We start from the raw sequence: 21469 nt of genomic DNA on the forward strand, positions 1-21469 counted from the left end.
AAGCCACTTAATACCATTTTTGGCCCAGTATTGTGGATTATCTGACTTTGGCGTACCTCCACCGACTATTTCACCTACGGTCGCCAGTGTTACCCACTCCCACCCCATCGGCAGCTCAAACGGTTTCTCCTCCTCGCTAATCTCCGGCAGCGGCTTGGGCTTTTTAATCTTCCCCTGCTTCACCAGCTCGGCCTTTTCCGCCGCAATGCGTTTCAGCAATTCAGACGCCGGTTCATCGTTCGGATCCTGCGGCACCAGCTTGCCGCGCACCGCCAGCTCCAGAATCAGCTCGCGCAGCTTTTTAATCCCGTACAGGTCAATCTTACCCGAGCTGCCGCGCCCTGCCGTGGAGCGGGTTTGCAGCGCCGTGGTCCAGGTGTCGATATGGTCGACAATCAGTTTTTCCACCGCCATCAGTTGGCCTCCTTACCGGAGAGCGCCGCGCCGAGGATATCGCGCAGCTGGTGGCGCAGGGTCTGGATCTCCTGCTGCTGCTTCGCATACTGTGCCAGCAGTTCATCCGGATCGTGGCTGACGGTTTCCGCCTGGTGCGGGTTTTTGATATCGAGGTTAAAGCTGCGGACAATCACCTCGTCGATGCTGACCTTCCACGCCTGTTCGTTCTCGACGCGGCTGGCGAAGCCGTCGGCCTCGTTGCCCCACCAGTCGATCTCGGCCTGAAATTCTTCAAACTTCATCGGCTTGGTTTTGCTGTAGTTCTTCACGCCCGCCGGGTACGGGTGCTCGTAGAACCAGATCTCTTTGGTCGGCTGGCCTTTGGTAAAGAACAGCAGGTTGGTTTTGATCCCGGTATACGGGTTAAACACGCCGTTCGGCAGACGCACGATGGTGTGCAGGTTGCACTCCTCAGTGAGCAGCTTTTTAATCTTGGTTTTCACGCCTTCGCCAAACAGCGTGCCGTCCGGCAGCACCACCGCCGCGCGGCCGTTTTTCGCCAGCACTTCAATAATCAGTTGCAGGAACAGATCCGCCGTTTCGCGTGTCTGCATCTCTGCCGGGAAGTTCTTCTCGATGCCGTCTTCTTCGGTGCCGCCGAACGGTGGGTTGGTGACAATCACGTCCAGCTGTTCATCCCACGACGACAGCGGCTTGTTGAGGGTGTTGTCGTGACGAATTTGCACCGGAACTTCGATACCGTGCAGCAGCATATTGGTGGTCGCCAGCAGGTGCGGGAGCTGTTTTTTCTCCACGCCGTGGATCTGCTGTTGCAGCGTCTGGTGATCGGCCACGCTCTGCACGTAGTTGTTTTTTACGTGATCGAATGCGCAGGCGAGGAAGCCGCCGGTGCCGCAGGCCGGATCCATAATTGACTCGCCGAGCTTCGGATCAACGCGATCGACCATAAAGCGGGTGACGGCGCGCGGGGTATAAAACTCACCGGCATTGCCCGCCGATTGCAGATCTTTGAGGATCTGTTCGTAAATGTCGCCGAACAGGTGGCGCTCGCTGGCGCTGGTGAAGTCGATTTCGTTCAGCTTGTTGATCACCTGACGCAGCAGGGTGCCGTTTTTCATGTAGTTATAGGCATCGCTGAACGCCTGTCTGACCACAAAGCCGCGCGGGTTTTTATCGATGGGGGCGGTGAGGTTTTTCAGCGTTGGGAACAGGTCATCGTTGACGAACTCCAGCAGGGAATCACCGGTAATGCCCTCGGCGTTCGCCGCCCAGGTGCGCCACAGGTAGCGCTGCGGAATAGGGTATTGGTAGTTATCCTGCTCCAGTTCCAGCGCCTCTTCCTGGGCGTCAAAGATTTTCAAAAACAGCAGCCAGGAGAGCTGGCCGAGGCGCTGCGCATCGCCGTCCACGCCGGCGTCTTTGCGCATAATGTCCTGTAATGATTTGATAACCGAGCTGATTGACATGATGTGTTCCATGTTTCATTAACAATAAGGCCTTCTGCTACGCGGTGGCAGCAGAAGGCGCAAAAGGGGAGTGGTTACGCGGAGCGGGGCGGTAAGTGGTAGATTTCGCTCTCCAGCTCGCTGATGGCCTGATTATACCCATTGCGGTCGCCGAATCCGCTTTTAATGATCTCCGGCAGCGTACCCATGCTGTCGAACGGCTTGAGCTTCAGCACCTGAATACTCTCTATTTCCTGCACGCCCGCGTCGGCGTATTTATCCAGCAACGTATTCAGCACCGCCTGCGCGGCGTCGGAGTATTTGGTGAAGTAGTTGCGCTTGCGCACGTTCTCCGCCCGCTCTTTGCGGGTTAAAGGCGGCTGACCATACACCACGTGGCACAGCATGTCGAACGGGTCGAGCTCTTTACCGACCTCTTCCGCCAGCACTTCCCAGATAATCCCCTGCTGTTCCAGCTCCTTGATGATGGCCTGTTTGCGCTCGGCGCCCTGCCATTTGCGGGTGAAATCATCCAGCGAGGCGTACTCTTTGAGCAGCGTTTTGCGGGTGTAATCTTTGAAGGATTCGGTGACCAGCTTGCCGTCGGCGTCGTAATACTGCACGCGCTGGGCGATTACGCCGACGGCCACGCCGTTGACGTGAAACTTGCGCACTTTGTTCTCGTCCTCTTCCGGCAGCGGGCCGACATCGCCGGAATCGGTGACGGTATACGGGGCGGGATCTTCATCGACACCGGTGATGTCGTCTTCGGTCTCTTCTTCGTGTTCGTCAAACTGCTCTTCAAAATCAGACTCCGGGTCGGCGATATCTTGCGGCGTGGTGTCCATCACCTTTTCCGGGATGCCGTCGAAGCGTTCGTCGGCGAACAGTTCGGTGGCCTTTTTGAAGTCGAGGATGGTGAACCATAGCTTGCCGTAGCGTTCATCGATGCGGGTGCCGCGGCCGATGATCTGCTTGAATTTGGTCATCGACTGAATGTTTTGGTCCAGTACCACCAGTTTGCAGGTTTTGGCATCCACGCCGGTGGTCATCAGCTCGGAGGTGGTGGCGATAACCGGATACTCTTTTTTGGGGTTAATAAAGTTATCCAGCTGGGCTTTGCCAATGTCGTCATCGCCGGTGATTTTCATCACGTACTTGTCGTTCTTTTTGACCTGTTCCGGGTTGAGATTGACCAGCGCACGGCGCATCCGCTCCGCGTGATCGATGTCGTTACAGAAGATGATGGTTTTATCCATCGGGTTGGTGCGTTTGAGGTAATCGGTAATGGTTTTCGCTACCAGTTCGGTGCGCTCATCGATCACCATCGTGCGGTCAAAATCTTTCTGGTTGTAGATACGGTCATCGATCAGCTCACCGTTTTTATCCGTCTGACCTTTGGTCGGGCGCCAGCCCTGGAGATCGACGTCGATGTCGACGCGCACCACTTTATAGGGAGCAAGGAAGCCGTCTTCGATACCTTCTTTCAGCGAGTAGATATACACCGGGTCGCCGAAGTAATCGGTGCTGGAGACTTCATGAGTCTCTTTCGGCGTGGCGGTTAAGCCAATCTGCGTGGCGGCGCTGAAATAGTCGAGGATTTCGCGCCACGCGCTGTCTTCCGAGGCGCTGCCGCGATGGCATTCGTCGATCACAATCAGGTCAAAGAAATCCGGCGCTACCTGTTTAAAGGCTTTTTGTTCTTCTTCCGGGCCGGTGATGGCCTGGTACAGCGCGAGGTGGATTTCAAAGGCCGGGTCGATGGTGCGCCCGGTGACCTTGGTCATCGCCGTGCCAAACGGCAGGAAGTCGTTATTTTTGGTCTGATCGACCAGAATGTTGCGATCGGCGAGGAACAGGATCCGCTTCTTACTTTTCGCTTTCCATAAGCGCCAGATGATCTGGAAGGCGGTATAGGTTTTGCCGGTGCCGGTTGCCATCACCAGCAGAACGCGGTTCTGCCCGGCGGAAACGGCTTCAATCGTTTTATTGATGGCCTGTAGCTGGTAGTAGCGCGGCGCTTTGCCGCTGCCGTCGTCGTAGTAGTCCTGAGTAATCACCGGGAGCTGGGCTTCGGTGTAACCTTTTGATAAGCACAATTTTTGCCACAGTTCCGAAGGAGAAGGGAATTCGCCGAGGGTAATCGGTTTTTCCATTAGTTCGCCGTCAGCAACCGTGGCATCGCGGAAGATAAAACCATCGCCGTTGGTGGCGAAGACGAAAGGAACGTCCAGCAGGCGTGCGTACTCAATGCCCTGCTGCATCCCCTTGCCGATTTCGTGTTTGTTGGCTTTGGCTTCAATGACCGCCAGCGGAATGCCCGGCTTGTAATACAGCACGATATCGGCGGATTTCACCGTTCTCCGTGCCGCGACTTTGCCGCGCACGATGACCTTACCATCCCGGAGTTTGACCTCCTGTCGGATTTGCGTTGTGTCGTTCCAGCCAGCATCGAGGATGGCGGGCATAACGCGTTTGGTGATGATGTCTGCTTCCGTCAGGGTACTCAGGTTCAGGTCAGCCATTGGGGATTCTCATCAAATAGCGATGCGCAAATTCTACACACAAAATCAGATGAAATCATTACACTCTATGTGCATTATTTGTCTTAAGTCTCTGTTTTAGATGAATTCGTGAATCCTGTACTCAACATATAAGGTTTTAATATGGAAATTATTAAGATTTGGAAATCCTTTCTTAAACATTTCAAACAGAAAAAATTAGACTCTGCGGTGGTTATCTACGGAGCGATCGCCATCTATTTAATTCCCTATAAATTTCCGTTGAAAAATTACCTTGTTGCGTTTCTTTTTATATCTATTTTAATCTTCGCATGCACTCAAGAATTTCGGCTTAGAGAATATATTAACTTCTTTGTACGTACATGCAACGACCATTTACTGACTCGATTTGCTGGTATTCTATCGCTAACTGCATGGTCAATTTTTTTGCTTTTATTGTTGTCTGCTAATGTGTTTGTAAATACTATAACGTATTGGTTAGCGATTTTCTTTTCGCTCCTCATCCTCATTAGCAGTATTTTGACGGTTTTAGATATTGCCAGAAATAATACAGCAAAAACTCTTAAAATAATCGGTCTGGCGGTTACCGTCTTTTCAGGTGTGTTTACATTTACCAGTAGCTATTCAGCCAGTATTTTCTGGCAAATTAGTAATCTGGAGCTATCGTCCTCTCCATGGTTAGAATATTGCTGGAAAGCCACAGCATTTCTTATGTTCTTCTTGTGGTTATCACAGCCAATTTGTTATGGATTGTTTATCACTTACGGTGATAAAGCGAAAGGGTATCGAATATTTACATTAACCGGCGCCTTTATTATGTCAGTTTTTCTGTTTCTGCTTGTTCCTAAACTGTTTGGTGATGCTGCTTATTATGTGTTAAACAGAACCATCAATTTTGAATGGCGTGATGAAGCAAAATGCGGCGATCTAAAAGTGAAGAATAAAAATGAAAAATACTTTGGCTTTAATACTGATAAATATACCGTTTTTTATTCAGATAAAAATGATAAATGGGGTTTCTATGAGCTTACTTGCCAAAAAGGCAGTAACAGGAAAGATTTTTATGCAGTCGGGTATTTACCTGAATATAATATTCCCGCGTGGTTAAAATAATAGAAACGTTTTCCCCGGAGGCGGCGCTTGACGCGCCTTGTCCGGGCTACCGGCCCGCAGACGGCGGGGAACCGGTAGCACCGGCCAGCGCAACCTCACTCCGCCTCCCACTCCATCGCCACCTTCAACGCCATTCCCAGCTGCACCATCACCTCTTTATGTTTATCTGTCGGCGGCAGGGCGCAGTTGATCCTTAAGCAGTTGCGGTATTTCCCGGATGCTGAAAACAGCGATCCCGGCGCGACCTGGATTTTCAGCCGGCACAGCTGTTTCGCGACGCAGACCATATCCACCTGCTCCGGCAGCTCGACCCACAGCATAAAGCCGCCTTTCGGGCGGGTAACGCAGATCCCGCAGGGGAAAAACTCCCGCAGCCAGCAGGTGTAAATCTCCATATTACGCTGATAGATCTGCCGCATCCGTCGCACGTGGCGGTGATAGTGGCCTTCGCGAATAAAGTTACAGGCCGCCAGTTGGGTGGAGGGGACGTTGGTACCGCTGGCGGCATATTTCATCTGCAGCAGACGATCGTAATAACGGCCGGGGGCAATCCAGCCGATGCGCAGGCCGGGAGCGATGGTTTTGGTAAACGAACTGCAGAGCATCACCCGGCCGTCGATATCCCAGGAATGGATGGTGCGCGGGCGCGGGTATTCGGTCGCCAGTTCGCCGTAGATATCATCCTCAAAAATAACGATATCGTGGCGCTGGGCGAGGCATAGCGCCGCCCGCTTGCGGGCATCCGGCATGATAAATCCCAGCGGATTATTGCAGTTGGGGACCAGGATCACCCCTTTGATCGGCCATTGATCGAGCGCCAGCTCTAACGCCTCGATGCTGATCCCGGTTTCCGGATCGGTGGGGATCTCGATGGTTTTTAGCCCTAATCCGCGCAGCATCTGCATGGTGCCGTAGTAGCAAGGGGATTCGACGGCGACGATATCGCCGGGCTGGCACACCGACAGCAGCGCCAGCGACAGCGCGCTGTGGCAGCCGCTGGTGAGCACCAGATCGTTGGCGGTGACCACCGATCCGCCGTCGAGCATCAGGCGGGCGATCTGTTCGCGCAGCTCGCGACGCCCGGCCAGCTCGTCGTAGTTCAGCACTTCGCTCAGGTTGTGCTGGATTGCCCGGCTCAGCTCGCGCCAGATAGGCTTCAGGCTCGGCTGAGTGACGTCCGGCGAGCCGCCGCCGAAGGGGATAATCGATTTATCGTGGCGGGCGTCGAGCATGGTCAGCACCTGATCCCACTGGGTGATCTCGACGGGACGCTGGACCGGACGCGACATCGGCGGTACCGGCGGCTGGGCTTTACGCGGGGCCACAAAATAGCCGGATCGCGGCTGCGGTACGATCAGCTGCTGCTGTTCCAGCGTCTGGTAGGCCTGCTGAACGGTGCTGATGCTGACGCCGTGTTCCTGGCTCAGGCTGCGTACCGACGGCAGCTTTTCGCCGGGGCGATACAGCCCCTGTTCGATGCGTTCTGCCAGCAGGCTGGCCAGATGTTGATAGCGGGTCATGCTGTATCCTTGATCGTCGCCATACAGATCAATAAACCAGTACAGATTGGCGGTAAAAATGAGGTCTGCTGTACGTTTTAGCGAATCTGTATGTTAAAGAAAAGTATTTTGTGAATCTGTATTGTTTGCCCGCGGATCCGTGAAGATAAAGCCTCTGGCAAGGTGAGGAGGTAGAGGATGGAATTTCACGAGAATCGGGCAAGACAGCCGTTTATCGGCTTCGTGTTTCTGGCGCGGATAATCAAAAAATGGTGGCTTCGTGAACAAACGCGCAGAACATTGCAGCGTATGAGCGACGAACAGCTAAAAGATGTCGGGCTGCGTCGGGATCAGATCAATTAAAAAGTGCGATTTTTTACCCGGCATTTTCCCGGAGGCGGCGCTTGACGCGCCTGTCCGGGCTACCAGACCGCGCAGAACTGTAGCCCCGGTAAGCGTGAGCGCGACCGGGGATTTTCCCGGAGGCGGCGCTTGACGCGCCTGTCCGGGCTACCATACCGCGCAGAGCTGTAGCCCCGGTAAGCGTGAGCGCGACCGGGGATTTTCCCGGAGGCTGCGCTTGACGCGCCTGTCCGGGCGACCAGACCGTGCAGAGCTGTAGCCCCGGTAAGCGCAAGCGCGACCGGGGATTTTCCCGGAGGCGGCGCTTGACGCGCCTGTCCGGGCGACCAGACCGCGCAGAGCTGTAGCCCCGGTAAGCGCTAGCGCGACCGGGGATGATACATTCACAGAATTTATCAATTCATGCTTATCCACTCTTCGTTTCTTGATACTTACCATGATAAGTATTATTTTCCTCACCGTTAAGTGAGGAAAAAAAGATGACCGAAGACGACCTGTTTGCCCGCCGCCCGATGGGGATGCGCATGGCGATGGTGGTGCGCCAGTGGCGCGCGATTATTGATTCTGCCATCACCGACACCGGCCTGACCCAGTCAAGCTGGACGGTGCTGATGCAGCTGCACCAGCTGGGGGATAACGTCTCGGTCAGCGAGCTGGCGGAGGTGCAGGGCATTGAACTGCCGCCGCTGATGCGCACCCTCACGCAGCTGGAAAAGCAGGGCTATCTGCTGCGTTCTACATCGCCTTATGACAAACGCATACGCCTGCTGACGCTGACGGCGGAAGGCCGCGCTATTCTGGAGAAGCTGAACCGCGTGATTGAGACCTATCAACAGCGCGTCACCGAAACTATCCCTGAAGCGCAGCTCGCCGCCTTTAGCGCTACGTTAAATCAAATCGCCTGCAATCTGCGGACTATCCGCGAAGAAGATAACAAGATCTAAAACACTATGATGACCCCTGAACAGAAATTTGCCCGCTGGGTAAGGGTGAGTATTGCCGCCTTCCTGGCCATATTCGCCTGGTTTATCGTCGCCGATATCTGGATCCCGCTCACGCCGGACTCCACCGTGATGCGCGTGGTCACGCCGGTCTCGTCGCGCGTCTCCGGCTATGTCTCCCATGTCTATGTGCACAACAACAGCCAGGTGAAGAAGGGCGACCTGCTCTATGAACTGGATCCGACGCCGTTTATCAATAAAGTGGAAGCGGCGCAGATCGCTCTTGAACAGGCGAAGCTGAGCAACCAGCAGCTGGACGCGCAGATCGCCTCTGCCCGCGCCAACCTGCGCACCGCCCAGTACACCGCGCGCAACGATAAGGTGACCTTCGATCGCTACCAGCGCCTGAGCACCATGCAGAACGTCTCTCAGTCGGATCTGGATAAAGTGCGCACCACCTGGCAGACCAGCGAGCAGTCGGTCAGCGCGCTCAACGCCAGTATCCAGAATCTGCTGATTCAGCGCGGCGAGCGCGACGATGGGCGCAATGTCACGCTGCAGAAGTACCGCAACGCGCTGGAAGAGGCGCAGCTTAACCTCGGCTGGACGAAGGTCCGCGCGGAGACTGACGGGATGGTGAGCAACCTGCAGCTTAACCCCGGTCTGTACGCCACCGCCGCCACGCCGCTGCTGGCGCTGGTGAGCAACCAGACCGATATCGTCGCCGATTTCCGCGAGAAGAGCCTGCGCCACACCGGCGTCAACACCGATGCCGCGGTGGTGTTTGATGCGCTGCCGGGGAAAGTCTTCCCGGCGCACGTCACCAGCAGCGATGCCGGTATTCTGGCCGGGCAGGAAGAGGTCAATGGCCAGCTATCGCAGCCGGAGCAGTCCACCCGCTGGGTGCGCGACGCGCAGCGCATGCGCATTCACGTCGCCCTGGACGAGCCGCTGGATAAGCCGCTGCCCACCGGCGCCCGCGCGACGGTACAGCTTTATAACAGCGATGGCCCGTTCGCCCGCACCTTCGCCGGCGCGCAGATCCATCTGGTGAGCTTCCTGCACTATGTCTATTAATACCCTGGCGCGGGTCTTCACCCCGCACGGCAACATCGTCTACACGGCGAACGATTTTCGCCAGACGCTGCGCATCGCCGTGGCCGGCACTATCGCACTGAGCATTTCGACCTTCTACGACGTACAGTACGGCGTCTTTTTCGTGGTTTATCCGCTGATGCTGCTGTCGCTGGTGCCGGTATTTAACCGTCACGTGGCGCGGCAGTTTGTGTTCAGCGCAGCGGTGAACTGCGTCGAAATGGTGTTAATCGTCGGCTATCTGTCGCAGTGGCCGGTGATTATGACGCTGGTGGTGTTTGGCCTGTACGTGATGCGCTTTCGCTTTATGAGCCAGGGGCCGCTGTTTCTGCTGGGGTCGATGGGCGTGGTGTGTCAAAGCACGATGCTCAACTTTATGAGCTATCCCACCAGTAACTGGCACACCCTGATGTTCTCCAATATGGAGGCCTGCGTGATGGCGGTGGCGCTTAGCGCATTGCTTAATTACTTCATCCCGGACGTTGAACCGCGCAAGCCGCCGCCGCGCATTGAAAAAGATGCTGCCCGTATTCGCCACGAATCGCTGCTCTCCGGCAGCGTGGCGACAATGATCTTTGTGATCTTTCAGGTCTGCGACCTGAGCGACTCGCTGTCGGCGCTGATGGCGGGAATTTTAATTCTGTTCCCGATGCACTATCGCGGCGCGGTGATTAGCTCGATCTGGCGCGTGGTGGGGGTGGTGCTGGCCTGCCTTTATATCCTGGTGGTGCAGCTGATTATCTACGACTTCAGCAATCATATGGTGCTGATGATGCCGCTGATTGGTCTCGGCCTGGCGTTTAGCGCCCGCCTGCACGTGATGGAGAAGGTGGGGGCCGGCGTGGGCTTCGCCAGCATTACCACCATCGGCATCATGTTCGGCCAGAACCTGCATCCGGACCAGGACCTGGTGTTCAGCGATCTGTACCGTATCACTTCCGTCACCGTGGCGCTGATCGTCACGCTGACCATGGTCTTCCTTATGCATCGGCTGCTGAACTGCTTTGCGCCAACCCGATTCGTAGTGACCGAATAAGCTCAGGCCGCCAGCGCCCGCTGCGCGTCGCGAAAAGCGTTGTGCAGCAGCCGCCACATATGATGCGCCGCCGGGGAAAAGCGGCGGTCGGAGTTGCGTAGCAGGTGGCACTGGGCGCTGCTGGCGATGGGATGATCGATGGGGACCGCGGTCAGAATACCGTGGGCTATTGCTTCCCGGGCGGCGTATGCGGTCATAAAAGAGATCCCCAATCCCGCCTGGCTCAGGCTCATGGCGGTGGAAAAGAGGTTGCAGCGATAGGCCGGGTGAAACTGCCGTCCGGCGGTTTTAAACATGGCGTTCATATGGCGCTGCAGGCCAAAGCTGTCGGTGAGCGCGATCAGGCGATATTGCGTGAGCTCATCGATAGTGACGGCGGGCAGGGCAGCGATGGGATGCTGTGGCGAGACCACGGCGCAGATAGGGCCCCACTGAAAGCTGTGGCGTTTAAGCTCCGGGTTGCCGATAGGGCCGAAGGCGACCGCCATATCCGCTTCGCCGCTGGCGATATCGTTGAGCATCTCCTGCATGCTGCCGACAATAATATCCACGAACACGTTAGGCCAGGACTGCGCAAAGGTGCTCATCACCGATTCAATAAAGGTGGTGACCAGCCCGCCGCCAATCCTCACCGAGATAGTCCCGCCGCGCATATGGCGTAAATCCTTCAGGTGGCTTTCCAGCTTTTCCCGGCGCTGACGGCTTTCGTAGTAGTCCTCCGCCAGCAGACGTCCGGCTTCGGTCAGCACCACGTTTCGTCCCTGGCGTTCCAGCAGCGGCAGCTCCAGCGCCCGTTCCAGCTGCGCTATCTGGCGGCTGATGACTGACGGGTTGATGCCCAGCATATCGGCGGCCCGGCGAATGCCTCCCTGAATCCCGACTTCATACAGATAGCTCATCGGCCTCTCATGCAACATCGTTTCTCGCTCCTTTGTTGACCTGTGGTCAACAATAACACCCTTTCACAGGTATTTATCATCCCGGCAAGTTATAGATAATCGTAATTCGGACAAAAACTGACAGGGAGGAAAATTCTCATCGCTTATTCCCGGCGTGCTATTAAGGCGGCAAGGCTCGGGGAGTTGAAGAATAAGAAATAGTGATGATGCTGATTAAGGGAATATGGAAAAGCTTATCAGTGAAAATAATAAATTCGAATAACAATAAATTGACATAATTTCAAATTGCAAACAATCGCACTAACATTTCATTATGTGAGAGGACAGGGTATGAGTGAAAATAAAACGTTGGAATGTTCCTCCGACGAAACGACAAATGAGTGGAAAGTCGGGCCCGGAGCCTGGATTTCACTGATCGTCGTATTGTTAGTTTTCTCCGGGTTGCTGTTTAAGGTTGAGGGCATGGCCTGGCTGGGGGCGTTTGACTTTACCACCCTCGGCGGCGCGTTCGGCACCATGAAAACGCCGGAAACCAACACCTTTATCGGCAGCGGCGGCATCAGCGCCAAGGCCGGCTTCCTGTTTGCCCTGTCGCTGGTGCCGACGGTGATGCTGGCGCTGGGGCTGCTGGAGATATTTACCCACTACGGCGCGATCCGCGCGGCGCATAAGCTGCTGACCCCGCTGCTTCGCCCGCTGCTCGGGATCCCGGGTTATACCGGCCTGGCGCTGATTACCGATTTACAGAGTACCGATGCCGGCGCGGCGCTGACCAAAGAGCTGTATGACAGCGACAAAATAAATCGTAAGGATCTGGTTATTATGGGCGCCTGGCAATATTCCGGCGCCGGTCTGATTAATAACTACTTCTCGATTGGCTCAGCGCTTTTCGCTTCGTTAACCATTCCTATCATTATTCCGCTGCTTTTAATGTTTGTGCTGAAATTTGTCGGCGCGGCAATCACGCGTCTGGTTCTGAATACCGCTTATAAAAGGGATTTTGAAAATGAATAATTCGGCAAAAGTCGGCAGTAACCCGTTCGATATTTTCGTTATCGGCGCGCGCAAAGGATTTAATATCGCCATCAACAATCTGATGCCGAATGTATTAATGGCCTACGTGATCGCTGAAATGCTGAATTTGCTCGGCGTGATGCAGATCATCGGCCACGTCTGCGCGCCGCTGATGGGCCTGTTTGGCCTGCCGGGTGAAGCCATTACCGTATTGCTGACCTCCTGGCTTTCCGCCTCTGCGGGAACCGGCGTGGCGGTGAGCCTGTTGAGCAAAGGCACCCTCAACGTGGCGGATATCACGATTCTCATCCCGGCGATTTTCCTCATGGGTTCGCAGCTTCAGTACATGGGGCGCCTGCTCGGCGTGGCGGATGTCCCGAAAAAATATTGGCCGCTGCTGATGGCGGTGAGCATTATCAATGCCGTTATCGCCATGCTGGTCATGCGCGTGATTGCATAATAGAAGGCAAGGAGTAAGACGTGTCGCGAACTTTAGAGCATTTCAACTATCTGCATCAAATCCCTGAACTGGGCTTTGAGGAGCACAAAACGTCGGCATACATCGGCGATGCATTAGAAGCCGCGGGGTTTCAGGTTCAGCGCAACGTCGGCGGCACCACCGGCATTGTTGCGCTGCTGGATAGCGGTAAGCCGGGGCCGGTCGTGGCGCTGCGGGCGGATATGGATGCGCTGGGCCATATCATCGATGGCCGCTTAGAGGCTCGCCATACCTGTGGTCATGACGGTCACTCTTCGGTGGTGTTGACCGCCGCGGAAGAGATCCTCGCCGAAGGGCTGGTGAAGCGCGGGAAGCTGAAAATACTCTTTCAGCCCGCCGAAGAGCTGGGCACCGGGGCGATCGCGCTGACGGACGCGGGCGCGCTGGACGACGTGGAGATGCTGTTCGGCTTCCACCTCAGGCCGCTGGAGGAGTGTCCGAAGGGCAAGGCGGTGTCGGCGATGTACTACTCCGCCTCGGCGACGGTGATGGTCGATTTCCACGGCAAAGCCGCGCATGCCGCCCGGCCTCACCTGGGCGTTAACGCGCTGGATGCCGCGTCGCACGCGGTGCAGGCGGTAAACGGGATTCATCTGGCGCCTTCGCTGACCTGGAGCGCTAAAGCGACGCGCTTTCTGTGCGATGCGGGGGTAACCAACTCGGTGCCGGCGAAAGCGCACGTGTGCTGGGATCTGCGCAGTGCGGAAAATGACGGCATGGCGACGCTGAAAGAGCGGGTGGTGCGGGCGATAGAGAGCAGCGCGGCGGCTTACGGCGCCACCGTCGATATCCAGATCGTCAAGGAGATGCCCGCCGCGATTATCGACGAACAGGCTACGGCTATCGTCAGCCAGGCGATCCGGGAAACGTTTGGCGAAGCCGGCTTAACGGCGGCGAAGAGTACGCCGGGCAGCGAGGACTTTTTCCACTATCTGCGCCTGCGTCCACAGGTGAAGGGCGGGTTCTGGGGGCTGGGCTGCGACCTGCTGCCGGGGCTGCATCATCCGGAGATGCGCTTCGACCGCGCCGCGCTGGCGGATGGCGTGCGGGTGTTTAAATCCTGCATTCGCCAACTGCTGGGCTGAGGGAACAAACCCGGATATTGTGCTCGCTGTACGCCGCCGGGCGATGATTCGCGCCCTGGTTACGCCTGCGGCGGAAACTGAGCCAGCAGCTGATAATCATCCCCGGCGACGCGAAACAGGGCTTCCGTTTGGCCGGGGAGAATCCACTTCTGTTCTTCGCCCGGCTCACAGCTCAGATAAATGCAAAGCCCGCAGCCGCCGCGCAGCTGGCGCGGAATGTCCTTCACCCGGAAGGACGCTCCCGCCGCCTGCAGGGCTTTGCGCATCCGCACTACCCCCACCGTTGAGTGAAATAAAAACAGATATTCCGTCACCGGCGGCTCCTGTGACGTAAGCCGATCAGCGCCGCGCCGATCGCCCCGGCAAACTGCGCGTCGGGATGCGTTTGTACCGCCATACCCACGTGCCCCTCCAGCCTCCGCGCGAAGGTCGCGCAGTGGCTGACGCCGCCGGTAAACAGCAGCGGCCCCTGCGCCGACAGACGGCCGATAAAATTGGCGCTGCGTCGGGCCATGGCGTTGATCACCCCGGCGAGGATCGCCTCCGGCGTCACCCCGGCCGAACGCAGGCTGATGACCTCGGATTCGGCGAATACCGTGCACATGCTGGTAATCGCATGGGGTTCAATACCGTCGGTGATGCTGTCGAGCTGCTCGACGCTGGCCCCCAGCGTACGCGAGATCACCTCCAGAAAGCGCCCGGTGCCCGCCGCGCATTTATCATTCATCAGAAAATCGGTGAGATTACCCGCCTCGTCCAGCTGGATAACCTTGCTGTCCTGGCCGCCGATATCGATGACCGTGCGGGTCTGCGGGGCCAGCAGGCGCGCGCCGAGCCCGTGGCACGAGATCTCGGTGACCTGCTTATCGGCGAAATCCACCAGCTGGCGACCGTAGCCGGTTAAGGTTAAAAAGGGGCGCTCGCTCAGGCCTGCGCGGAGCGTTTCCCACGCTTCAACGATGGCGTCGGCGGGGCGAAACGGCGTCGGGCAGAGAAAGCGGCGCTGAATCACGCCGTCTTCAAGCAGGATGCCTTTGGTGGCGGTCGATCCGGAATCAATCCCTACGGTAATGGTCACGCGCGCTCCTAAAGCATCTCGATAAAGGCCGCCACGCGGGTGCTGAGCTGGCCGATATCCGCCGTCGAATAGTCGGTCTCAATGGCGATATAGGGGATGTTGTGCTGCTGGCGCACGTGGCGTTTTATCGCCAGCGATTCCACCGCGTAGGTGTGGCAGGCCTGCAAAATGACATCCACCACGCCGTCCGCCTGATATTCATCCACCATCTGGCTGAGCAGGGACAGGCGCTGGTCGTTCGGCGAAATACAGGAGCAGCCGATGGCGAGATATTTATCGGTCAGGGCGTCGTAAACGTCACCCGTCTCCTCCACGCAGCGCTCGGTGGCTTTCGCGCCGGTGCAGTTTTCAAAACCGACCACCCAGCCGCCGTTGTCCTCAATGGCCTTCACCACTTTTTCCGCCGCGCCGCCGATCGGGCAGCCGGTGATCAGAATACGCGGCCGCGCCTCCAGCCGTTTGCCCTCTTGCCACTGCTGGCGTACCCGATCGGCCATGTCGTTGAGCTCATCGATCAGCGCCGCTTTATCGAAGCGGAAGGTCGCGCCGTAGACCACTTTTAAAATATCGCTGCCGCTGAGCGCGGGCGGGTTGAGCTGCCCGACGCGATAAAAGTTCGCCAGCGCCCGCCGTTCGCGGTTCTTGAGGATAATCGCCTCGCGCAGGGCGGCTTCGGTAATCGGCGTACCAAAGCGATCTTCCACCACCTTCTGCAGGCGCAAAATTTCCGCTTTCCACAGCGCTCGCGAGGCATCATCGCTGGCGCTGTTCGGCAGCTGCATCACGTGCACGGCTTTGAATTCGGCCATGTATTCGTACATTTTCTTTTTGCCGTCGCAGGTGGTTTCGCCCACCACGAGGTCGGAAAAGTAGAAGTAGGGGCATTTGTCGGTCTTGCCAAAACCGTAGCTGCTTTTTATCAGCGGACAGAGGTTGCGCGGCAGATCCTTTTCCGCCTCTTCAATCGTCTCGTCGGAGGTGGAGCACAGCGACACCACCACCGCGCCGGCGGCAAGCGGAATTTCCTGCGGCATAAAGGTGCAGTAGGTGCCAACCAGCGGTATGTTTTGCTCTTTAAGCTCCATGACCGTGAGGAAACCCTGCTGGCGGGCTGCGGAGAAGTGGTCAAAAATGGCGGGTAGATCGGTGATAAGCGACATGGTTTTCCTTCCCCGTACACGGGAGATGATGAAAGAGGTCGCATTATAACCCTGTTTACTGTGTGTGTTTATTGATCTTCCGCTAGTAGACTTTTTTCAGATCCATCTCTTCCTGAATCCGATCGCCCCACGCAAGGTGGGTGGCGATGGCCGCATCAATCCCGGCGTTATAAAACATTGGACCCAGCTCTTTCGCAATAAAGTCGACAAAGAATTCCGCGTCAAATTGCTCCAGTTCCAGCTCAAAATTCTCTTCGCAGTATTTAGACAGCTTCTCGCGCAGCAGGTCGCGTTGCGGCGGGCTGAGATCGATATCGCTCATGGCGTTCCTTAATCAATATTGTTACGGTGGATCGGGGCTGCTGATTATATCCGATCGCGGAGAGTCAGTTGCGATATGGCGTGATGTTTTTGGCCGTAATAAAGGGTATTGATGACCTCGCTCGGCGGAGAATTGTGACTGAGATCACAGTACTCCCGAGAAAACGAAGATAATAGGAGTTATTCTCGTAACTTTATGAATTTAAATGAGATAATATGATTTTTATGGTGTGAATAACATTTAGTTGCGCTCGCCTTTTTTCAGCATGTTCGGTATCTGGATGAATAATCTATGAACCTGATTTCAGGTTATCTGGCTTACGGAATTTTCCTATAAGTACATTCTGACGGCGATTCATTTATCAGGGGTGAAGGATGAAACGCGTAAAACTGAATATGAATGTTTTTGACGCTGCTCTGATGCGCCTGGATTGGGTATTTGATACTTTCGAGCAGGTCTGTTTATCTTTTTCGGGTGGTAAAGACTCGACGGTATTATTTCATCTGGCGGCAGCCGTTGCGCGTAAAAAAGGGAAAAAGTTTGCGGTATTGTTCGTGGACTGGGAAGCGCAGTATTTATTAACCATCCAGCACGTACAAAATATGAAAGAGCGCTATCAGGATGTGGTAAGCCGCTTTTACTGGGTGGCGCTGCCGATGACCACGGTGAGCGGCGTATCGCAGCATGAGCCGGAATGGGTCGCCTGGCGGGCCGGGGAAGAATGGGTGAGGCAACCGCCGGATGACGCCATCACCGATGCCGGTTTTTTCCCTTTTTATCAGCCGGAAATGACCTTTGAAGCGTTTATACCGGCCTTTTCCCACTGGCTGGCTGCGGGGCGCAGCCTCGCTTCGCTGATCGGCATCCGCACCGACGAGTCGCTGCATCGCTATATGGCGCTCACCTCGCCGACCAAACTGCGCTTTGAGGAAGATAAACCCTGGACCACCGCCTCGCCGGAAGGGTTCAGCTATACCTGCTATCCCCTCTATGACTGGCGGACCCGCGATATCTGGATCTTTAATCATAAGTCGCGCCTCCCCTACAACCCGCTCTATGACCTGATGCACCGCGCCGGCGTACCGCTGAAAAATATGCGCGTCTGCGAGCCCTTCGGCCCCGAGCAGCGGCGCGGGCTGTGGCTCTATCACATTCTTGAGCCGGAGACCTGGGAGCGGATGTGCCGTCGGGTATGCGGCGCGCACAGCGGCGCGATTTACGCCAACGCCAGCGGCGACTACTTTGCGCTGAAGACCAAAATCCGCAAACCGGCGCATTTTAGCTGGCGCGAGTATGCGCTCTTTCTGCTCGACAGCATGCCGGCAAAAACCGCCGAGCATTACCGTAATAAAATCGCTATTTATCTGCACTGGTACCAGACCCGCGGTTTCCCTGTCGATATTCCCGACGAGCAGGAAAAAGATCTCGGCTATCGCGATGTTCCCTCATGGCGCCGCATCTGCAAGACGCTGCTGAAAAACGATTTCTGGTGCCGGATGCTGTCGTTCAGCCCGACGCAGCCAAAGCACTATGAGCGCTACTGTCGGCTGGTGAGTAACAAACGTAAAGAGTGGAGGACGCTTTGATGTCGCCGGATGTGGCTAAGACAGTGATTGAATATCTCGAGTCGTTTGACGATGTTGACCTGAAAATCAAAGCAATTAACGAACTGAAGAGCCTGATCCACCAGCACAGTCCCTTCTGCCGCGAGCCGGTGGACTGCGTGCTGTGGGTCGAGGCCAAAACGGTTGAGGCGAATGACTACAACCCCAACGTGATGGCGACGGTGGAAAAAAAGCTGCTGGAACGCTCTATCGAACTGGATGGTTTTACCCAACCGGTAGTGGTGGCTCGCCAGCAGCGACGGCACCTGGTCGTGGACGGTTTTCATCGCCATCTGATTGGTAAGAGTCGCCCGGAGCTGAACCGGCGCCTGCATGGTTATCTTCCGGTGACGCTCATCAATGCCGAACGCGAAGGGCAGAAAGAGCGCATCGCCGCCACCATTCGCCATAATCGCGCCAGGGGCAAACATCAGATCGCGGCGATGTCCGATATCGTCCGCGATTTACATCGCCAGGGCTGGGACGATCGGCGCATCGGCGAAGAGCTCGGTATGGATGCAGACGAGGTGCTGCGCCTGAAACAGATCAGCGGCCTGACGGAGCTGTTCGCCGACGAGAGCTTTAGTGAAGCCTGGACCGTGGAGTAGCGCCTTTCGCTACTCCTGCGCCAGCGCGGCTTCCGGCTGCTGGCGTATCCGGCTTAATAAACCCGCCAGACAGCACGCGGCCGCGATCCCCGCCGCCACCCCCAGCAGATGAAAAGGCAGCCTGCCGCCGTTAAACCACAGCCAGCGCGCCGCTTCGATAGAGAGCGCGCTGACGCTGAGGATCACGATATTCAGCGAAGCGGAAACGGTGCCCTTTGGCAGATCGTTTGAAAAAAGGGTAAAGCGGAACAGCGTCGGGAAGATCAGCCCGATGCCGAAGGCGTAGAAGCAGGTGCCGAGCACCGACCACAGCCAGACGTGCGGCCACAGCAGGTTGCCGAGGATCAGGATCGCCAGCCCGGTCATCTGGATGGGCACCGCGCGCCAGATAAAGCGCGGACGCGTCGGGTCTTTTACCCAGCGCGCCACCGACAGGTTGGCAATAATCACCGCGCTGAAGACCGGCACCTGGGTCCAGGCGAACTCGGCGGTGGTCAGCCCGCCGTCGTCAATCAGGATAACCGGCGAGACCGCAACCCAGCTCATCAGTGGAATATAGCTGAGCGAGAGCGTGGCGGCGCCGAACAGAAAAACGCGGTTGCGGAAAACATCGCGGAAATCGCGCAGCACGCCGCTGGCGCTGAAGGGGACGTCGCCGCGCCGGACGGTCTCCGGCATATTCAGCAGCAGCCCCAGCCAGGCGATAAACCCCATGACGGCAATAATCCCGAACAGCACTTTCCAGTGCACGAAGTGCATCAGCGCCGCGCCGGAGAGCGGGCCAATTATTGGCGCGATCAGCACGATCGAGGTAATAATCGCCATCAGCTTAATGGCTTTTGTCTGGCCGAATGCCTCCTGCACGGTGACGTAGCCGACCGTGGCGATAAAACAGATGCTGGTGCCCTGAACAAAGCGCGCGGCGAGGAACTGCTCCATTGAGGTGGTGAACAGGGTCGCGAAGCAGGCCAGGGTAAAGATCAGCGCGCCGGTGAGCAGCACCGGACGGCGGCCGATACGATCGGAGAGCGGCCCGAGCAGCCACTGTAGCGCCATGCCGCCGGCCATATACAGGCTGACCGAGGCGGGAGCCAGCGCCACGTCGGCGTCAAAGTCGCGCACCACGTGAATAATCCCCGGCTGGATAAGATCGGTGGTCAGATAGGCGGCAAAGTCATACAGGATCAGCGCCGCCGGGAAGAACAGCGTGGCGGAATGGCGGGCGAAAAAACGGGTCATCCATTGCAACATCGGTGGGCTCCTTGTTGAGTCTCTACGCCATAAATAGCCGTTTATGCGCGCACTATTTCAGCACTTCACACTGCAATAAATTTAGGGTCAACCTAAATATCCATGTGTTTTTAACGGTTAATATGTATTCATGTAAGAAATACATTAAAAACAAAAAGTTGAATTAAATATGTAAATGCAACAGCGACGGAATCTGTGAAAACAGCCACAGCAGCAGACCGATAGTGCCGCCAACCAGCGTGCCGTTGATGCGGATAAACTGCAGGTCCTTACCAATATTTAGCTCGATTTGTCGCGACATATCGCGGGAGTCCCAGCTTTTGACCGTATCGCTGATATGGCGCGTCAGGAAGGCGGCAAACTCCGGGGCTACCCGGTGCGCCGCCTGCTCAAGATGTTCGTTCAGGGATTCGCGCAGCGCCTCATCGTGGAGCAGCGTTTCGCCAAACCATTGACCGGCTTCGGCAATGCGCTGCTTAATGCGTGAATCGTCGCTATTAACATCGTTTTTAACCCAGCCGCGCAGATCGGCCCATACTTCACCCAGATAGCGGTTAAAAGTCTCATCGTTTTTCAGATACGCTTTGATATTGTCCGCTTTTTCCGCCATCAGCGGATCGGACTTCAGGTTGTCGATCAGCTTCAGCGCCGCGCGATCGAAGGCCTGGCGGATCTGATGGGCGCGATCCTGACTCACTTCGTCGAGCAGCGTGTTAACCGCATCGGTAACCATTTCAGCGCTGTGCTCACCGAGCCATTCGGTAGGCAGCAGCCTGGCTTTAAGCGGATGCTCGGTCTCCAGCCAGTGCACGATACCGCGGGCAATAAACGCCCGCGAGCTGTCGCGCTGGAGCAGAGCGATCAGCTGGCTAATCAGCGAATCGAGCAGCTTCTGGTGGCGGTTATCGCGCGTTAACCCTTCCAGCATCATAGCGCTGGTTTGGGTTAGATCGACCTTATCAATCGCTTTATGTACTGCCCGACGCAGCAGGCGCTGAATGCGCGCGTCGTCGGTTAGCTCCAGAAAGCCGCTCATCACCTGCAGCAGATGCTGGCCGACCCGACGCGCGTTTTCCGGCTGGCTGAACCAGTTACCAAGCATCAGCGCCGGTTCATAGCGCCGGATCAGCGCGACCAGAGAGGGCGTATCGAGAAATTTTTCCTGCACGAAATAGCCGAGATTATCGGCAATCCGGTCCTTATTACGCGGAATAATCGCCGTATGCCGCGCAACGAACGGCAGCGGAATACGGCGAAACAGCGCCACGACCGCAAACCAGTCCGCCAGCGCGCCGACCATTGCCGCTTCGGAAATAGCCTTTAGCGCACCGACCCATGGCGTTGGCGGCAGCACGAGGGTAGTGATAAAAATGGCGGCTGCAATCAGCAGCAGCGAGAGCGCCAGCAGCTTGGCGCGTTTCAGTTCAGCGAGTTTTTCCATAAGCTTAAGCATATAGCCTGACGGCGAACTCGTGCAAAAACTGCCACACAATCCAACAACCAAAAGCCATCAATACG

The 21469-nt window shown here is 56.4% G+C and carries 20 protein-coding genes and 1 pseudogene; 10 read left to right on the plus strand and 11 right to left on the minus strand.

Annotated elements, in window-relative coordinates:
- The 3 genes and pseudogenes from FQK12_RS01015 to hsdR form a co-directional block, all read right to left on the minus strand.
- Positions 1-414: pseudogene (locus FQK12_RS01015) on the minus strand (restriction endonuclease subunit S); the annotation flags it as partial.
- Complete coding sequence (locus FQK12_RS01020; RefSeq protein WP_014227762.1) at positions 414-1883, minus strand: N-6 DNA methylase; 1470 nt, start codon at positions 1881-1883, stop codon at positions 414-416. The pseudogene FQK12_RS01015 and the gene FQK12_RS01020, both read right to left, overlap by 1 nt.
- A gap of 74 nt (positions 1884-1957) precedes the next feature.
- Positions 1958-4387: an EcoAI/FtnUII family type I restriction enzme subunit R gene (gene hsdR / locus FQK12_RS01025; protein ID WP_014227763.1), complete on the minus strand. Its 2430-nt coding sequence runs from the start codon at positions 4385-4387 to the stop codon at positions 1958-1960.
- 141 nt (positions 4388-4528) lie between these two features.
- On the opposite strand from hsdR, the gene FQK12_RS01030 reads away from it, so the two are divergent.
- Positions 4529-5497: a hypothetical protein gene (locus tag FQK12_RS01030; protein WP_014227764.1), complete on the plus strand. Its 969-nt coding sequence runs from the start codon at positions 4529-4531 to the stop codon at positions 5495-5497.
- A gap of 95 nt (positions 5498-5592) precedes the next feature.
- Here the strand turns inward: FQK12_RS01030 and FQK12_RS01035 are convergent, their stop codons facing one another.
- Positions 5593-7017 (minus strand): PLP-dependent aminotransferase family protein, encoded by a 1425-nt coding sequence (locus FQK12_RS01035; RefSeq protein WP_014227765.1) that lies wholly within the window; start codon positions 7015-7017, stop codon positions 5593-5595.
- A gap of 177 nt (positions 7018-7194) precedes the next feature.
- On the opposite strand from FQK12_RS01035, the gene FQK12_RS01040 reads away from it, so the two are divergent.
- The 4 genes from FQK12_RS01040 to FQK12_RS01060 all read left to right on the plus strand — a co-directional run bounded on the left by FQK12_RS01040 (position 7195) and on the right by FQK12_RS01060 (position 10431).
- Positions 7195-7359, plus strand: a complete 165-nt coding sequence (locus tag FQK12_RS01040; RefSeq protein WP_004098259.1) for a DUF1127 domain-containing protein — start codon at positions 7195-7197, stop codon at positions 7357-7359.
- 479 nt (positions 7360-7838) lie between these two features.
- Complete coding sequence (locus tag FQK12_RS01050; RefSeq protein WP_014227766.1) at positions 7839-8303, plus strand: MarR family winged helix-turn-helix transcriptional regulator; 465 nt, start codon at positions 7839-7841, stop codon at positions 8301-8303.
- 6 nt (positions 8304-8309) lie between these two features.
- Positions 8310-9377 (plus strand): HlyD family secretion protein, encoded by a 1068-nt coding sequence (locus FQK12_RS01055; protein ID WP_004098264.1) that lies wholly within the window; start codon positions 8310-8312, stop codon positions 9375-9377.
- Entirely contained in the window at positions 9367-10431 is a 1065-nt protein-coding gene (locus FQK12_RS01060; protein ID WP_004098265.1) for a DUF2955 domain-containing protein, read from the plus strand. Before FQK12_RS01055 ends, FQK12_RS01060 begins: the two co-directional genes overlap by 11 nt.
- 2 nt (positions 10432-10433) lie before the next feature.
- Here the strand turns inward: FQK12_RS01060 and FQK12_RS01065 are convergent, their stop codons facing one another.
- Positions 10434-11348, minus strand: coding sequence for a LysR substrate-binding domain-containing protein (locus FQK12_RS01065; protein ID WP_038423369.1), 915 nt, complete (start codon positions 11346-11348; stop codon positions 10434-10436).
- Between the two features lie 312 nt (positions 11349-11660).
- Here FQK12_RS01065 and FQK12_RS01070 point away from each other — a divergent pair, with 312 nt between their 5' ends.
- From FQK12_RS01070 to FQK12_RS01080, 3 genes are read left to right on the plus strand one after another with little or no spacing between them, the layout of a single operon-like run.
- Entirely contained in the window at positions 11661-12344 is a 684-nt protein-coding gene (locus FQK12_RS01070) for a nucleoside recognition domain-containing protein (RefSeq protein WP_014227768.1), read from the plus strand.
- Entirely contained in the window at positions 12337-12804 is a 468-nt protein-coding gene (locus FQK12_RS01075) for a YjiG family protein (RefSeq protein ID WP_004128539.1), read from the plus strand. The genes FQK12_RS01070 and FQK12_RS01075 overlap by 8 nt, the downstream gene beginning before the upstream one ends.
- Before the next feature lie 20 nt (positions 12805-12824).
- Positions 12825-13928: a M20 peptidase aminoacylase family protein gene (locus tag FQK12_RS01080; protein WP_014227769.1), complete on the plus strand. Its 1104-nt coding sequence runs from the start codon at positions 12825-12827 to the stop codon at positions 13926-13928.
- A gap of 59 nt (positions 13929-13987) precedes the next feature.
- On the opposite strand, the gene FQK12_RS01085 is transcribed toward FQK12_RS01080, so the two are convergent.
- The 4 genes from FQK12_RS01085 to FQK12_RS01100 form a co-directional block, all read right to left on the minus strand.
- Positions 13988-14242, minus strand: a complete 255-nt coding sequence (locus FQK12_RS01085) for a DUF3343 domain-containing protein (protein ID WP_014227770.1) — start codon at positions 14240-14242, stop codon at positions 13988-13990.
- Positions 14239-15006 (minus strand): putative 2-hydroxyacyl-CoA dehydratase activator YjiL, encoded by a 768-nt coding sequence (gene yjiL / locus FQK12_RS01090; RefSeq protein WP_014227771.1) that lies wholly within the window; start codon positions 15004-15006, stop codon positions 14239-14241. Before yjiL ends, FQK12_RS01085 begins: the two co-directional genes overlap by 4 nt.
- An 8-nt stretch (positions 15007-15014) precedes the next feature.
- A complete protein-coding gene (locus FQK12_RS01095; protein ID WP_014227772.1) occupies positions 15015-16166 on the minus strand; it encodes a double-cubane-cluster-containing anaerobic reductase in 1152 nt (383 codons plus the stop codon).
- A gap of 82 nt (positions 16167-16248) precedes the next feature.
- Positions 16249-16488 carry a DUF2164 domain-containing protein gene (locus FQK12_RS01100; RefSeq protein ID WP_009652824.1) on the minus strand — a complete coding sequence of 80 codons (240 nt, stop codon included), beginning with the start codon at positions 16486-16488 and terminating at the stop codon, positions 16249-16251.
- Between the two features lie 374 nt (positions 16489-16862).
- Here FQK12_RS01100 and FQK12_RS01105 point away from each other — a divergent pair, with 374 nt between their 5' ends.
- Positions 16863-18074 carry a phosphoadenosine phosphosulfate reductase gene (locus FQK12_RS01105; RefSeq protein ID WP_032693014.1) on the plus strand — a complete coding sequence of 404 codons (1212 nt, stop codon included), beginning with the start codon at positions 16863-16865 and terminating at the stop codon, positions 18072-18074.
- Entirely contained in the window at positions 18074-18700 is a 627-nt protein-coding gene (locus FQK12_RS01110; protein WP_014227775.1) for an IbrB-like domain-containing protein, read from the plus strand. Before FQK12_RS01105 ends, FQK12_RS01110 begins: the two co-directional genes overlap by 1 nt.
- A 9-nt stretch (positions 18701-18709) precedes the next feature.
- Here FQK12_RS01110 and mdtM read toward each other — a convergent pair whose 3' ends face one another.
- Together mdtM and FQK12_RS01120 are read right to left on the minus strand one after the other, a co-directional pair.
- Positions 18710-19951 carry a multidrug efflux MFS transporter MdtM gene (gene mdtM / locus FQK12_RS01115; protein ID WP_032719294.1) on the minus strand — a complete coding sequence of 414 codons (1242 nt, stop codon included), beginning with the start codon at positions 19949-19951 and terminating at the stop codon, positions 18710-18712.
- A gap of 163 nt (positions 19952-20114) precedes the next feature.
- Positions 20115-21404 (minus strand): DUF445 domain-containing protein, encoded by a 1290-nt coding sequence (locus FQK12_RS01120; protein ID WP_014227777.1) that lies wholly within the window; start codon positions 21402-21404, stop codon positions 20115-20117.
- Positions 21405-21469: the final 65 nt, after the last annotated feature.

Source organism: Klebsiella sp. ME-303 (assembly GCF_007910085.1).
GTDB lineage: Bacteria > Pseudomonadota > Gammaproteobacteria > Enterobacterales > Enterobacteriaceae > Klebsiella > Klebsiella michiganensis.

Excerpts from the sequence above, each read along its gene's own strand:
- FQK12_RS01020 (WP_014227762.1), bottom strand. The coding sequence starts at position 1,883 with ATGTCAATCAGCTCGGTTATCAAATCATTACAGGACATTATGCGCAAA.
- hsdR (WP_014227763.1), bottom strand. The coding sequence starts at position 4,387 with ATGGCTGACCTGAACCTGAGTACCCTGACGGAAGCAGACATCATCACC.
- FQK12_RS01030 (WP_014227764.1), top strand. The coding sequence starts at position 4,529 with ATGGAAATTATTAAGATTTGGAAATCCTTTCTTAAACATTTCAAACAG.
- FQK12_RS01035 (WP_014227765.1), bottom strand. The coding sequence starts at position 7,017 with ATGACCCGCTATCAACATCTGGCCAGCCTGCTGGCAGAACGCATCGAA.
- FQK12_RS01040 (WP_004098259.1), top strand. The coding sequence starts at position 7,195 with ATGGAATTTCACGAGAATCGGGCAAGACAGCCGTTTATCGGCTTCGTG.
- FQK12_RS01050 (WP_014227766.1), top strand. The coding sequence starts at position 7,839 with ATGACCGAAGACGACCTGTTTGCCCGCCGCCCGATGGGGATGCGCATG.
- FQK12_RS01055 (WP_004098264.1), top strand. The coding sequence starts at position 8,310 with ATGATGACCCCTGAACAGAAATTTGCCCGCTGGGTAAGGGTGAGTATT.
- FQK12_RS01060 (WP_004098265.1), top strand. The coding sequence starts at position 9,367 with ATGTCTATTAATACCCTGGCGCGGGTCTTCACCCCGCACGGCAACATC.
- FQK12_RS01065 (WP_038423369.1), bottom strand. The coding sequence starts at position 11,348 with ATGTTGCATGAGAGGCCGATGAGCTATCTGTATGAAGTCGGGATTCAG.
- FQK12_RS01070 (WP_014227768.1), top strand. The coding sequence starts at position 11,661 with ATGAGTGAAAATAAAACGTTGGAATGTTCCTCCGACGAAACGACAAAT.
- FQK12_RS01075 (WP_004128539.1), top strand. The coding sequence starts at position 12,337 with ATGAATAATTCGGCAAAAGTCGGCAGTAACCCGTTCGATATTTTCGTT.
- FQK12_RS01095 (WP_014227772.1), bottom strand. The coding sequence starts at position 16,166 with ATGTCGCTTATCACCGATCTACCCGCCATTTTTGACCACTTCTCCGCA.
- FQK12_RS01100 (WP_009652824.1), bottom strand. The coding sequence starts at position 16,488 with ATGAGCGATATCGATCTCAGCCCGCCGCAACGCGACCTGCTGCGCGAG.
- FQK12_RS01105 (WP_032693014.1), top strand. The coding sequence starts at position 16,863 with ATGAAACGCGTAAAACTGAATATGAATGTTTTTGACGCTGCTCTGATG.
- FQK12_RS01110 (WP_014227775.1), top strand. The coding sequence starts at position 18,074 with ATGTCGCCGGATGTGGCTAAGACAGTGATTGAATATCTCGAGTCGTTT.
- mdtM (WP_032719294.1), bottom strand. The coding sequence starts at position 19,951 with ATGTTGCAATGGATGACCCGTTTTTTCGCCCGCCATTCCGCCACGCTG.
- FQK12_RS01120 (WP_014227777.1), bottom strand. The coding sequence starts at position 21,404 with ATGCTTAAGCTTATGGAAAAACTCGCTGAACTGAAACGCGCCAAGCTG.